Origin of the sequence: Halobacteriovorax sp. RT-2-6 (assembly GCF_047085025.1) — a bacterium.
GTDB lineage: Bacteria > Bdellovibrionota > Bacteriovoracia > Bacteriovoracales > Bacteriovoracaceae > Halobacteriovorax_A.
Window position 1 is genome coordinate 282,688 of record NZ_JBKIYH010000001.1, and the last position, 14,111, is coordinate 296,798.

A 14,111-nucleotide genomic window follows, 5' to 3' on the forward strand; every position below is an offset into this window, starting at 1 on the left:
CAATGGAAAACTTGAGTAAATTCGACTGGTTAACTTAAAAATATTGATGTAAGAAGTTATTATGACAAATGAATTCGATTATTTAGTAGTTGGTGATGGCATTGCTGGCCGCGCCATTTTATATTTCTTAACAAAAAAATATCCAACGGCAAGAATCGCTCAAGTATATGATGACGAGGCGTTTCCAGCTTGTTCGAGACGCACGACAAGCGTTGTATCATTCGGATTATTTGAAGAAGGGATTTCGAAGCTTGGAAATATTCTCTTTCATGCTCATGAATTCTTAAAAGACTTCGTTGAAATAAATAGGCCATCTGGAGTTTATAGCTGTAAACAATTCTATCTTCCTCCAAATATTAAAGAGGATCCTCTAAAGTTTAAGCAATTTGAGGCCCGTTATGGTGCAGACTTTATTGAGTTTAAGAATCAGCAGACTGTTGCTAAAGATGCATATGTTATCAATCCTGACGAATTCCTTAATTTCTTTAAAACTGATGTCGAACAAATTAGGGCAAGAGTTAGTGGCGTTAATAAGGGCAAGGTTAAGACTAATATTGGAAGCTTCAATGCTCAAAAAATTATATTAGCAACAAGTGCCTACACGTCATTAATCTTTAAAGATAAGAGTTTACCAGAGGGGAAGCCTGTTAAAGGCACTTACTTTACTTGGGATATCGATTTAAACGAAGAATCCTTTGTGATTTCTCGTGGTCACTTTAATCTTATTTATCGTGCTCAGGATAATCTTCTACTATTTGGTGCAAATTCAATTGAGGGACTTTCTCATCTTCATTCTCCTAAAGAAGTGTATGAGAAACTAGAAATCTTTCAAGGCTTATTTCCTGAATTTAAAAATCTTGAAAAACCAATGATTCACACAGGAATTCGTCATAAAGGTAAGAGACGCACACCTTTTTGTGGTGAGGTTTGTGAAGGTGTCTACGCTCTAAACGCTCTATATAAGAACGGTTGGAGCGCTGGAGTTTCTCTAGCAAAAGAATTAGTGGATAGGCTCTAAGTTTTCTGAACGGTTTGCTCTAATTTCTTCTAGAACATAATCCCACATCTGTGCTCTAAGTTTAAGTGAATCAAGTGCTACTTGCGTTGCTTGTTCTTCTTTTTCAGCAGTGTCACAAAGCTGTGAAAGAAGTTTTCCCGCAAGGTCACCATGCTCGTCACCATCAAGTTCAATATGACGAACAAGGTAGTGTTTAAAATATGGAGCATCAATATTCTTTTCTTCTAAAACATTCACAAATGGTTGAAACAGATCAGGGATCAGGTTTTCTCTTCCATAAAAGAATGCTGAAGCAACGGCACTTGGATGGGCGTTAGTGACAAGGTTTAGGTTAAATGCCGTAAATTTTGCGATCTCCTGAGGGAGCTCATCAAATGAGAAATCACTAAAGAAGTTTTCAATTGGCGTTGTATCAGCACCAACTTCCTTCATCGCATTTAAATACATTGTGAAGTGATCAATATGGCCACCGTTTAGATCTTCATCACTTTCTTCACCTAAAACAATCTCGTTAATGAAACGAACGCACTCTTTGTCATACTTTGAAGGCATCCATGGCGTTGACACACATGTCACTTCACGTTGAAGGCCTTTTAATAGAGACATGAAATCCCATACTGCAAAGACGTGCCACTTCATAAGAATTTTCACATCATCAATATCGTTGATATTTGAATAAAGTGGGTGAGCGCATAGCTCGTTGTGGGCGTTTTGAATTGCTATATTGACCGTTTTCATATGCGGCCAATATAGCGTAATTTACTTAACTCTTAAAGTGCGAATTAACCCTTTAGCTTTAGTTGTGAAATAAGTGGTGGAAATCAGGCCTACTTAATGAGCGGCGTCTTCTTGGGCCATTGCGTCGACCACCTTGCATTTGAAGCTTTTGATTATACTTCTTGTCTTCAATATATTTTATGTACTTATCTAGGTCTTCTTTTCGGTAACTCTCAAGTTCTTGAAACATTTCATTAAAAGAGAGGATTCCTCCTGCTTCTTTCTCCGCCTTTGCAATCCTTTCGTAGAGCTTCTCACCAACTTGGTCTAGAACAACAAAGAGATCAATCTGTTTTGAACCTAGATTGAGTGGAAATTTCTCTTCTAAGTTTACACCTGCTACAAATTTAATAATACCGCGACTGATAACTGAACGACGTGCAAGCCAAGCAAAATCATTACCTAGTTTTGTTCCAAAGCTAGGATCAAATTCATATCTTTCCTTTTCCATCCATTCAAAAATCTTTGAAAGAATTGCGTCTTTGTAACGTGTATCCTTAAGTTTATCTGGATTTCTCCATTCGGCAACGAGATCAAAGCGTGAATCAAATTGAATTTCGCCAGGGCCGAATGTTTTAAACTTTGCGATATTTTCACTTGTCACTTGGAGACCAAAGTCTTGTAGAAATGAAAGTAGGGCCGGGTTAAAGCTCGTTTTAAACTCTGGGATATCCATAGCTGTTCCAGAAAGTTTTTCACTGGCAACTTTGTAACCATGATAAATAACTTCAGAGCAAAAGATTTGCGAGTCATCGTTATAGTCCATGGCAAAGTCGTATGGGATATTTTTATCGTGTTTCTTAGTAAATTTAGAGAAACGCTCATGCATCTCTTTGGCCGCTAAATGCGCTAATTTAGCGTCTTTGTGACGAAAGACAACAGTTCTAGAATTTGCCTGATCAAGGTGTACTTGAAAGGGAGCAACAACATTACCCACTTCGATATGGGCCTCTGACGTGAAAAGCTCGCCTGTCTTCTTGTCTTTATATACTAATGTTAAGTGTGAAAATTGATGGTCATCATCGCCGATTCGAGCAATAGCGGCACTTGAGTAGGCATTCCCGCGTGATAGAATAATATCTCCTGATTTGAGATCTCTCGGGCCTGAAAAACTATATTCAGGATTAACCATAAAGTGAATAGGAGAGTCGCCATCAAAATTTAATGTGCTAAATTTGCGCGGTACTTTTCCCTTAGGCCTTGAGGCATAGTAGGACTCAATAAAGTAGTCCTCAAGATAGCGTAGGGCCCTAAAAATATCTTTTACACCCTTAAGACATTGCTTTTCATCTTGATCAAGTTCCTTAGTACTATTGAGATCTTTTAATTTCTCCTTGAGATCAAGGCGAATATTAAAGGATGCATTCACGAAATCTTGCATTTGATACTGCGAGAATTCAGAAAAATCGATATCTGTTGATTTAATGGAAAAGAGGCGATTGTAGTAATGTTGAGTCTTTGTCGCACATTCTGCAGGAGATTTTACGCCCTTGGATACCTGTTCGTGCATCTCGTGCATGAGGGATTCAAACTTTGAGCTCTTTAATGAACTTGGCATTCGATAAGACTTCTGATTACAAGATACTAGCAAGGTAGAGACGATAATGGCTCCGGCGATCCCTGTAAGTTTCTGATTTTTCATTGTTTTCCCCCACAATTCTGAAAAATATAAATAGCTAAATAATCAAAATTGAACATGACTCAATAAATTTTTATCGGATTTTACCTTTTAAAACTTAAGTATTATTATCGGGTATAGAGAGATTTATTTATGACAAGCAATAAAAGTGAAGAAGTACATTATCGAATTTTAAATGCAGTAACCAAATTAGAAGTTGCTAAGGGACACCTTAACTGGAAAATCGCCGAGGTGGCCAAAGAGGCCGATGTTACTCGCTCACTCATCTATTATTATTTAGGTAAGGAAAAGGATGTAATCCTTAAGGAAGCGGTTAAGTATATGATTGCTCGTATCTTTAACCTATCTCAGGAAAACTCTGTTGGAATTCGTGAGCGTATTAAAATAGTTAGAAAGCAAATCATTCAAATGCCATATCTGTTAGCACTTTATATGATCAATAAGGGTGCTGGTAATGAATTGTCTGATATTATTGTGGAAGCCGAGGCCGAGTTATTTGAACTTCTAAAGAAGAAATATCCTAACGTTGATCCTCGTGAGCACTTAAAAATTTATCTTATGGAATTAGGGGTATGTCTTTACCGCGATGTGGATGATGATACTCTTGATTATATCTTTTCCAAATATGACAGCTTTGAAGCAAAGTAATTAAAATAGAAAAAGGCCTCTTAAGAGGCCTTTTTTATTTCTAGCAAAAATCAATTGATGCGTGATTGTACTGATCTGGTGGAAGTTCACACTTGTCTTCTGAGAAGTTGTGGTCTCCGCCGTTTTTAATTGGGTCATACTTCTCAACCGTACCTGGAATTGCTTGGTCATCGATTAAGTCATGGTTGCTATCAAATGCTTCTTTATAACTCTTGTACACATCTAGCATATAAACATCTGGTGACTGAGTCTTTCTTTCTTTGATGTTAAACATCGAGCTTGAAGCTTTTGCTAGGAAGTCAGTAAACTTATAAAGTGTCTTTCTTCCTCTAAACATCATTGTGTATTGGTTTTCAGTCATTCCAAGTCTATCTCTTAAGATTGAGTTGAATTGGAAACCTTCACCTGTAAAGTACCATGTTTCTTCTAGTCTTTCTTTTCCTGCACTTGGTTTACATACTTTGTAACGAATCGGATTGTTAACAGTGTTGTAAACTAATCTACCACCAAGTCCGTGATTTGATGGATACTTATCAGAGATCCATTCTGCTTTAAACTTTGATGTTCCTTCGATCATAAAACACTGGTGTGTTCTTGCTTCAAAGTTTAGTGTAATTGCTTCAGCGTATAGATCAATTGATTGTCCGCTGTCACTTCTATTGTTATCACCATTTGAACGATCTAGTGACCATGCCGTTGACCAGTCGTATCCTGCTGATACACCAACTCCACCGCTTACTGGTAACTTTTCTCCAAATGGAAGTTTGAAGTCAAGTTTTGCACCAACACCTGTTTTATATCCGTGAGAGAATCCAACTCTTCTGTTTTCAGTAAAGTAAGTTCCGCTACCAGTTGATTTTGAGATTCTAATAGTATTCGAGTGGCTAACTCTTGGTTTTGAAAGAATCTCTTGTACGTGACTTACTGGTGTAATCATCATGAATTCCCATGGAGACTCAATACACTTTTTCATATTGTAGTCTGAGTAAGATTTCCAGATTAGACCTGTTTTTTCTTGGCTAAAGAATGTCCCACATAGCTTAGCAAGTGTTGCTGAGTCGTATTGGTCTTCGTATAGCTTAGAGATTTCAGTCGTCGTAAGCTTATTTTCTTCAATAAGTTTTTTGTTCAGTCCAGTGTGATCAACTTTAATTGTCTCATCAAAAAGCTCGTGCTTCTTAAGTTCGTCAGAGAAGATCGCCTCAGAACTTTTGTTGTAACGAGGAGCTAGTTTAGCTGCAATGATATCTTTCTTTGTCACACCTTTTACATCGTTTGATAGCTTCTCTAGGTAGTTCTCAAGTTGTACCATTTCATTCATTTTCTTATCAATTTTTGTATTTGTGAAATCTTGCTCTTCAAACTTATCCGTCACTTGAAGTTGAGTGTGAAGGATTGAGTGAAAAGACTTTGATGATGCGTGGAATGTACCTGCTGCCCAAGCTGGACGAGGTGCATTTCTTGGATCATCTCCTTCTCTTAAGATCGGTGAAAGTTTAATTGCCGCATAAGTTCTCGTGTGGATATATGGCATGTCCACAAACTTGATTGGCATATCAATTCTTGCCTTTAGTAAGTTGTTTTCTACTTCTACTTCACGTGAAGCAACTGAGATAAGTTTAAACTTGTGCTTGTTCTCATTTGTTAAATCAATATCACCCTGTAGTGGCGCTAGGAAGTATACTTCTAGCTTAAGCTTTCCTTGGTAGAAAGGCTCAATTGGGTTCATGTGGTGTACGTAGTTACCGTAGTTAACTTTTGGGTACATCTTAACAATGAATGACTTCTCAATTACTAGATCAAGGTTCTTGTTAAGGTGGAAACCATTATTATTATCGTGTCCAAGGAAGCTATAGTTAACTTCATCAACAAATAGCCTTGCTCTTTGGTTGTTATTATCTTTTTCACACTTTCCAGTTCTTGAAACCTCAGCAAAAATCCAACCGTTATTTGACCATGGGTAAAGACATAGTCCACGTGTTACTTTTGCATTTTGAAGTGTTTCATTTTGAACTTCAATTTCTAGGTTAAATGGAATACGACGAGTGTTTGTGTATCTTTCGTGCTCAAGGTAGAACTTGATTTCACCACAACCTGACTCATCTAATTGACCGTCAGTAATGTCATACATTTCAGTTACTGCATGCTCTTCACCGTTTTCTTGTTTTTCAAGGTTGATTAGTCTTGCTTTAACAAATTCGTTTGATAGTGAGCTACCATTTGCCTTAAGGTTTAAACATCCATTTACAACAACTTTTTGATCAATAATTAAATTATCATTTCTTGGATCAACTTGACCAAAACCTTTAGGAGTGATTTTAACGTTCTTAACATTGATGATCTCGTCTGCACTTAGACGGTTCTTGTTAAGAGAAGTTTTCATCACATAGTTATTTCTGTGAATAATGCTATTTGTATACTGATTCATCGACAGTTTTAGGTCGTATGAAATATTAGCACTTGTTGCAAGAGTTACTACTCTTTCACCCATTGGTAGGTAAGTGTTTGGAAGAGAGTAGTCCATAGTGATTGGCTCATCCCAAAAGATACAGCTATTGTCATCAGCAGTTCTTTCTACAGTTTGAAAGTTTTCACCAGATACGTAGAAAGTTTGGTACTGTAAGCTCTTTCCAAGTTTTGAACTTAGACATGCTTTTACATGAAACGTCTTACCATAAGCGATTCTTGACTTCATTGATGCCTTATCTTCTGTTACTCCTTCTACTGTGAAGCGTGAAACAGACACAAGAGCACTTTCATTTGCAGAAGCCTTAAGCTGTCTTGCAAGTTGCTGTCTTTCGTCGTTGGAAGTGTCACTTCCACAACTAACAAGCGTTGTTAGTGCAAGCATTGAGATGCTTAGGAGAGTGATGTTCTTCATGTTCTTACAAAATGTCATATTCTTTCCTTAGGGAGATTGTATAAACTTGTTCGTCACTGTAACCATCAATTAAGTACGCTGAGTCAAGGTTTCCAAGTACAGTGCGATTAATATAATTAAATTCTGTGCTAAATCCTTTTTGTGTTTCTAATTCAAATCCTACGGCATATCCTTTGTAGTCATTTGAAAAGATTCCACCACGGTAGAAAGCTGGAGCAGTATCTGCTTGGTTTTCAAATGCTAGGGCAGAAAGAGTAATTTTCTTGTCACCCATATTTGTTTTGAAATCTGCTCTGTATGAGTAACCAGTGTTCTTATCATCTGGAACTACTGATTCAGTGTTTTTAATATATGAGCCTGAAAGCTTAAGAGAGTTATCTCCTAAAGCAATTTCAATTCCTGCATTAGCAAAGATTCCTGTAAAGTCATAAAGGTATAGACTTTGATCAATTGGTGTACCGATGCTTACAGAGTTCCCCCAGTAGTAGTCTTTGTTAGCAAGATCACCTGAAAGTTTCTTGTAGCGGTAACTACCTACAGCACCACCAATGCGTAAAGCTTTTGTAAGGTAGCTAATGTCTGCTGACTCAGAGAAGAATTGTGGATCACCTGAATCATCAATATTAAAAGTTTCTCTTAAAATTGCATTTTGTGGCTTAGCTTGTGTTGCTTGAAGACGAAGGTAGAAGTTTCCAACCTTAGTTGCAATCACTTCTCTTGCACCAATAAACGATGTTCCACCGTTAATGAATGGAGAGATATATTGACGCTTAGTTGAGTTATCAAGAGCACCTGCACTGATCTTTACAAAACTAAGTGGCCTAAAATCAAAATAACCATAGTCATAAGTGAACTTTGGCTTGTAAGTTTTAACTCTTTCTGCTTCTTGTGAAGAAGAGTTACCTGATTGATAGCTAAAACCACCACTGAAGTTAAAGTCGATATTTTCAACAACCTCTGCTTCAAGCTCTAGGTTCATCTTTGTCTGATAAACACTTCCTTTATCAGTTCTTGAATCAAGAGCACCATAATCCGCCCCAAGCTCTAGCCCTACATTTTTGAATCCTGCTGTCTTTAGAGTAGAGCTAAGCCCTTCTGTAAAGATTTTTGCCGATTCGTTCTGTGCGAAAGCTTGTGCCTGGCTTAGTAAGGCCAGTAAAATTAAATGTTTAGTTACGTTTTTCGCTTTAATCATGTCATTCCTATTTGTTTTGATACTAGAATAGATGCATGAATGATGCCATGTGTAATGAAACAAGTTCACAGGTGTAAAAAGTTTAAACTGCTGAAATGTGGTGTAAGTATCGAAATTTAGTTTAGGAAGTTAGTGTTAACGAGCTGAACACTGTATAATAAATGAACAAACACTGATTTGTTATGTCTAAGAAGTAATTTGTAATTTATTGGAATTAGATAAGAGGAGAATGGTGCGAAAGGGCAGATTTGAACTGCCGACCTACGGGATATGAATCCGTCGCTCTAACCAACTGAGCTACATTCGCACATTTCGATTGATTAGGATATTAATGACTTGCGCCTCGTATGTCAATATTATAATTTATCAAAAAGTTAAATTTTGTGAAAATAATGGCGATGAATCTAAAACCTAAACAAAAAAAATCACATTCGCTTGAAGCTAAGATGATTTCTCATTTTAAGAAATTCAACGTTGATATGGGCCTTGATCTATCTCGACCTATGGCCGTTGCCTGTAGTGGTGGCGTTGATTCTATGGTTTTAGCGCATCTACTGGTTCAAGCAGGGGCCAAGAAACTTAGACTTCTACATATTGATCATGGCACAAGAAAAGAGATTGAAGACGAAGTTGAGCTGATATCAAGTTTTGCTAACAGACATGGCCTCGAATTTAAGACATATAAGGTTGAACACTTATCTTTAAAGACAAGGAATTTCGAATCTATTGCACGCCAAAAAAGGTATCAACTATTATTGTCGAATCTAGCAGCGGGAGAGTTACTTCTTACTGGTCATCATCTTGATGACTGCTTTGAATGGTCACTTATGCAGCAGTTTAAATCTTCGGCAAAGCAGATTGATTTAGGTATGCCGTATCGTAATGGCTATATTTATAGGCCACTTTTTGCATTCTCTAAGAAACAGATTCTCATGTATGCTAAATTGGCCAGGCTAGAGTGGCTTGAAGATGCCTCTAATAAAGACCTACGCTACGAACGCAACTTTATAAGAAGTCTTGTTGCAAATCAGATTGCTCCACGCTTTCCTGGACACCTTAAACACTATTGTAATCGCATGAATAAGCTGAAAATGATTAAAAAAGAGCTTAGTCGTGCACAAGACTTCAAGGTTATTCAGCGTCAGTGGGGGATCGTGATTTCATATAATGGTGAAATTAGTGAGGGCATTGAGCAGGCGATTCTTTCACAATCTCATTCATCAAAAGGGCGAACTCATTCACAGTTTGATAAGCTACGCTCTCTTGTAAAGTCTTCGAGTATTGGGCCATTAAGCTTTAGCGGTGGGCTACGAGTATTTAATTTTAAAAATCATTTGGCCGTGGTCAAGAAAGGTCATAAGATTAATTTTAGCATTAATCATTCGCAGATTCCTGAAGGCGTTCCATTTCTATCAAATAACACTAATACTAAGCATTCGCTTAAGATTTGTCCGATAGCTGATAGGGATGGGAACCTAAACAAGTTCTTTTCTGAAATTAGTCTTCCAGTTCATTATTCATGGCGTAAAAGCGGTAAAGTTTTAGTTTGGCTTTAAATTACTAGGCTTGACACTCACTAAAATGATACCATTTTAATAACTATAAGGTTACAATATAGCTTTATATTTTATTAAGAATTGTAATTAGTTAGTGAATATTTGATTAATAGTTAATTTGAAAATTAATTAAAAAGGATTTTAATGAAAGGACAAAACAAAACACTCCTCCTATGGATTATCTTAATCCTTATGTTTGCGGCCATCGCTAAAATTTCTTCTGAAAGCCGCCAGGCATACAAGCCTGTGACATACCCGGACTTTGTTAGTGCAATTAAAGGCAAACATGTTGATAAAGTTGTTCTAAAGGGTAAGGACAAGATCTTAGGAAAGTTTAAGGACGGCTATGAGAATGGAGCTTGGTTTGAAGCGACAGGAACGACAGGTGCCGAAACTTTTAAAATTTTAGAAACTCACGGAATCTATCCAGAGTACGAAGCGGAAGAGAAACAAAACGTTATCACAACTTTCTTGCTACACTGGGGACCGATGATTTTCCTATTCCTCATTGTTATTTTCTTCCTTCGCCAACTTCAATCAGGTGGTGGCAAGGCAATGAGTTTTGGAAAGTCTAAAGCACGTATGCTTTCTCCACACGATAAGAAAGTTACATTTTCTGATGTATCAGGTGTAGAAGAAGCAAAAGAAGAACTAGAAGAGGTTGTAGACTTTCTTAAGGATCCAAAGAAATACACTAATCTTGGTGGTAAGATCCCTAAAGGTGTAATCCTAGTAGGTCCTCCTGGTACAGGTAAAACTCTTCTTGCAAGAGCTGTTGCTGGTGAAGCAGGTGTTCCATTCTTTTCTATTTCAGGTTCAGACTTCGTTGAAATGTTTGTCGGTGTTGGTGCATCTCGTGTACGTGACCTATTTGAACAAGGTAAGAAGAATGCTCCTTGTATTATCTTTATTGATGAGATCGATGCTGTTGGACGCCACCGTGGACACGGTATGGGTGGTGGACACGATGAGCGTGAACAAACACTAAACCAACTTCTTGTTGAAATGGATGGTTTTGAATCAAATGAAGGTGTTATTCTTATTGCTGCAACAAACAGAATTGACGTACTTGATAAGGCCCTTCTTAGACCTGGTCGTTTTGATAGACGTGTAACTGTTGGACCTCCAGATGTTCGCGGACGTCTTGGAATCCTAAAGGTTCATACAAAGAAAACTCCACTTGATACAGCTGTTGATCTTGAGGTAATTGCAAAGGGGACTCCTGGATTCACAGGTGCAGACCTTGCAAACCTTGTTAACGAAGCTGCTCTATTTGCTGCTCGTTACGGTAAGAAGGTTCTTCAAATGATCGATTTCGAACAAGCAAAAGATAAGGTTCTAATGGGGCCTGAAAGAAAGTCGATGGTACTTTCTGATCTAGAAAAGAAAGTAACTGCATACCACGAAGCAGGACACACTCTTGTTGGTATGAATCTTCCAAAGACTGATCCTATCCATAAGGTTTCTATTATGCCTCGTGGAGGAGCTTTAGGTGTGACGCAAACTCTTCCAAACGAAGACATGCACAACTTAACACTTGAGAAAGCTGAAAACTTCATTGCTTTCCTAATGGGTGGACGTGTTGCTGAAGAAATCGTTTTTAACGAAATCTCAAATGGTGCTTCAAATGATATCGAAAGAGCAACTCAACTTGCTTCTAGTATGGTTTGTTCATGGGGGATGAGTTCTAAAATGGGACCTCGTAACTTCCATCAACCAGGTAATTCTCCATTTGGTTCAACTGCACCAAGTGAAGGTGTAGGGTACTCTGAAGAGACAGCACGTGAAATCGATACAGAAATCACACGTTTCTTAGATGAGAACTATAAAGTTGCTAAAAAGATTTTAACTGATCACCGTGATGCACTTGATAGAATTGCTGAAGGACTAATTGTTTGGGAAACTCTTGATTCAAAACAAATTCAGTCTTTAATCGATGGTGAAGATATTGGTGTTCCTTTAGTTGAAGAGGTTAATAACCAACAAGCACCTTCTCAAAAAGCAGCAGGTGAGTCGACAATTTCTAAACCAATTGACGATCCAAAATTAGCATAATCGAAAATGACTAAAATATCTTTTTTAGGGGTAGTTAACACTACCCCTAATTCATTCTCTGATGGCCACTTAAATCTCGATCAAGACTATCAAATCAAACAATTAGAAAAGTTTAAAAACGCCAATTACGGTATCGATATTGGTGCTGAAAGTAGCGCTCCATTTAATGATCCTGTCTCCTTACAAGAAGAATGGGCCAGGCTTGATTCGTATTTGTTCCAGCACCTTAAGTATCTAAATGAATTTAAAACGATTTCAATTGATACCTATAAGCCTGAAACAATGAGGCTGTTCTTAGACAAGTACGCTAAAGAGTTTGAACGTATTATCTGGAATGATGTTTCTGGTGTTATCGACGATAAATGTATAAAGCTTTTAAATGATTATCCAACGATTGAGTACGTCCTTTGTCACACTCTCGTTCCTGGCCGCGATAAGACTCTTGAGCATATGAATTACTTGGATCCTAAGCTCAATGCTAACTCTCTAAAGACTTTTTTCAAGCAGGCAATGGATAAGCTTCAAAGCTCAGGCATAGCTTCTGAACGAATCATTTTAGATCCTTGTTTTGGCTTTTCAAAAACCACAGATCAAAATCTAAATCTATTAGATGAATTACATGAGATTCAAACAATATCTAAGCGTTGGCTCATTGGTATTTCTAAGAAGTCTTTCTTGCGTCATCTTATTAGCTTAGAGCGCCCAGAGATTCGAGATGATAAACAGGCCTTACTGGCCGCGAGTGAAGGTCCGCACTGGATGTATCTTGGCCAGTTTGCACGTGATTTCAACGAGGTAGATGATCTTATTTTCCGTGTTCACGAGGTTGGAAAAATTACAAAAATTACGTAAATACTCGTGTTTATCAGCTTTTTGGCCTATATATATGAACATTATTTTATAAAGGGCCAAAATGAACAAATTAAAAGTATTATTTTCTATTACTTCACTTTTTATTTCATTCAATGCTTTTGCATATCTTACGCCAAGTATTTCAGATTTAATTGATAATATTGATAAGGCCATTTATGGTGATCTTGATATCGTTGATGTCAATGCAGGAACGTTAATGCATTCTCCTGCAGCAAAGATAAATGCTCACTCGAGTGCTATTGTTGTTAATCGTTGGAGTTTAAACGAAGTAATTAGCGGTAGGCTATTTTCTATAACCGGTTCTGATTTCACAAAGAATGCACGTCTTTGTGAGGGGGAAGAGAAGTTTCTTGACCAGAAAGCGTATGGAAAGTGTAGTGCTGTTCTTGTTGGGCCAAAGCAGGTTCTAACGGCCGCACATTGCATTCAAAATGTTCAAATCGCTTGTGATCGTAAAAGCTTTATCTTTGATGCACGTGAGGATCTTGGAAGTAGTAATGCAACTCAATACTTTGTGAAATCTCAGGTATATAACTGCAAGAAGATTCTTGCCTATAACCAAAGTCGCGATAAGACATTTGATTACGCACTAATTGAGCTAGATCGTACAGTTGAAGGTGGTAGAAAGCCTGTGGAAGTAGAAGAAATTAACCTAGAAGTTTCTGATGAAGTCTATATGATTGGTCATCCAAACGGTTTCTTATCAAAGTATTCTTATAATGGTTTTGTCAGAGATATTGATCCTTTATTTTATATCACTAATCTAGACGCTTTTGGCGGCAATAGCGGTGGGCCAGTATTTTCAAAAGAAAGTAATAAGATGGTTGGCCTTCTTATTCGTGGCCATGATGATTTTGAGTGGGATACTAAAGCTAAATGTAACCGCGTTGTTCACTGCCAAGAAGATGGTTGTGATGGGGAATACGTATTAAAAATCAATGCCATTATTGACGATATCGAAAAGGCCCGTAATAATTAAGAGATGAAATTAGGTCACATCGTTTTATTTAGCTCAAATGCTCATTTAACTTCCACTTTTTTAAGTGAAGTTTTTGATCTTGAAGTTGAAGGAGCGTCTGACTCGGTTGTTGTCTTTAACGATGAGTTACGTTTTCTCGTGGTTGAACGTCCTAAACTTGCCCAAGTTGGTAATAATATCGTTTTTGATTTTGTTGTTGATAATTACGATGAGTTAATTGAGCTACAAAAGAAGGTTGAGTTCGTAAACTATCGACTAGAAAGCTCTGGTGAAAACCTTAATATTCTCTCTAATGAAAAGATACCTGAAATACTTGTGCATGAAGGTGTGCAATTCTTCTTTATAACTGATCCAGACAATCGTCGCTGGAAAGTTACCTTAATTGAGTCCAATTAAATTAAGCCTAATTTTTTTAAGCTAATTTAAATTTTATTTAAGTCACAATTCTGACACCTTTTTCTTCGCAATTTGGCCCTAGCGTGTGTCATTT

General features: G+C 37.4%; 11 protein-coding genes and 1 tRNA gene. 7 read left to right on the top strand and 5 right to left on the bottom strand.

Annotated features, from left to right (window positions below; all coding sequences use genetic code 11):
- Window positions 1-61: 61 nt before the first annotated feature.
- The gene (locus ACMAYS_RS01300) at window positions 62-1,018 is read left to right on the top strand and encodes an NAD(P)/FAD-dependent oxidoreductase (RefSeq protein WP_412462581.1); all 957 of its coding nucleotides are present in this window, start codon (window positions 62-64) and stop codon (window positions 1,016-1,018) included.
- Here the strand turns inward: ACMAYS_RS01300 and ACMAYS_RS01305 are convergent.
- The gene (locus tag ACMAYS_RS01305; protein ID WP_412462582.1) at window positions 1,001-1,756 is read right to left on the bottom strand and encodes a DUF3050 domain-containing protein; all 756 of its coding nucleotides are present in this window, start codon (window positions 1,754-1,756) and stop codon (window positions 1,001-1,003) included. The two genes, ACMAYS_RS01300 and ACMAYS_RS01305, sit on opposite strands and share 18 nt — an antisense overlap.
- 58 nt (window positions 1,757-1,814) lie before the next feature.
- Window positions 1,815-3,437, bottom strand: coding sequence for a YiiX/YebB-like N1pC/P60 family cysteine hydrolase (locus tag ACMAYS_RS01310; protein WP_392992009.1), 1,623 nt, complete (start codon window positions 3,435-3,437; stop codon window positions 1,815-1,817).
- Between the two features lie 129 nt (window positions 3,438-3,566).
- Between ACMAYS_RS01310 and ACMAYS_RS01315 the strand changes: the two genes are divergently transcribed.
- On the top strand, window positions 3,567-4,082 hold the full coding sequence (locus ACMAYS_RS01315) for a TetR/AcrR family transcriptional regulator (RefSeq protein ID WP_103217192.1): 516 nt from the start codon (window positions 3,567-3,569) through the stop codon (window positions 4,080-4,082).
- A 40-nt stretch (window positions 4,083-4,122) separates the two neighbouring features.
- Here ACMAYS_RS01315 and ACMAYS_RS01320 read toward each other — a convergent pair whose 3' ends face one another.
- From ACMAYS_RS01320 to ACMAYS_RS01330, 3 genes are all read right to left on the bottom strand, one after another.
- Window positions 4,123-6,981: a hypothetical protein gene (locus ACMAYS_RS01320; RefSeq protein ID WP_103217193.1), complete on the bottom strand. Its 2,859-nt coding sequence runs from the start codon at window positions 6,979-6,981 to the stop codon at window positions 4,123-4,125.
- Window positions 6,968-8,158 (bottom strand): hypothetical protein, encoded by a 1,191-nt coding sequence (locus ACMAYS_RS01325; protein WP_412462583.1) that lies wholly within the window; start codon window positions 8,156-8,158, stop codon window positions 6,968-6,970. Before ACMAYS_RS01325 ends, ACMAYS_RS01320 begins: the two co-directional genes overlap by 14 nt.
- 230 nt (window positions 8,159-8,388) lie before the next feature.
- A tRNA-Met gene (locus ACMAYS_RS01330) sits at window positions 8,389-8,465 on the bottom strand.
- A gap of 91 nt (window positions 8,466-8,556) precedes the next feature.
- Between ACMAYS_RS01330 and tilS the strand changes: the two genes are divergently transcribed.
- From tilS to ACMAYS_RS01355, 5 genes are all read left to right on the top strand, one after another.
- Entirely contained in the window at window positions 8,557-9,714 is a 1,158-nt protein-coding gene (tilS, locus tag ACMAYS_RS01335) for a tRNA lysidine(34) synthetase TilS (protein WP_158246813.1), read from the top strand.
- Between the two features lie 144 nt (window positions 9,715-9,858).
- Entirely contained in the window at window positions 9,859-11,769 is a 1,911-nt protein-coding gene (gene ftsH / locus ACMAYS_RS01340; protein WP_103217196.1) for an ATP-dependent zinc metalloprotease FtsH, read from the top strand.
- 6 nt (window positions 11,770-11,775) lie between these two features.
- Window positions 11,776-12,621 (top strand): dihydropteroate synthase, encoded by an 846-nt coding sequence (locus tag ACMAYS_RS01345; protein ID WP_412462584.1) that lies wholly within the window; start codon window positions 11,776-11,778, stop codon window positions 12,619-12,621.
- 61 nt (window positions 12,622-12,682) lie between these two features.
- A complete protein-coding gene (locus tag ACMAYS_RS01350) occupies window positions 12,683-13,621 on the top strand; it encodes a trypsin-like serine peptidase (RefSeq protein WP_412462585.1) in 939 nt (312 codons plus the stop codon).
- 3 nt (window positions 13,622-13,624) lie between these two features.
- On the top strand, window positions 13,625-14,017 hold the full coding sequence (locus ACMAYS_RS01355; protein WP_021267033.1) for a glyoxalase/bleomycin resistance/dioxygenase family protein: 393 nt from the start codon (window positions 13,625-13,627) through the stop codon (window positions 14,015-14,017).
- Window positions 14,018-14,111 lie beyond the last annotated feature (94 nt).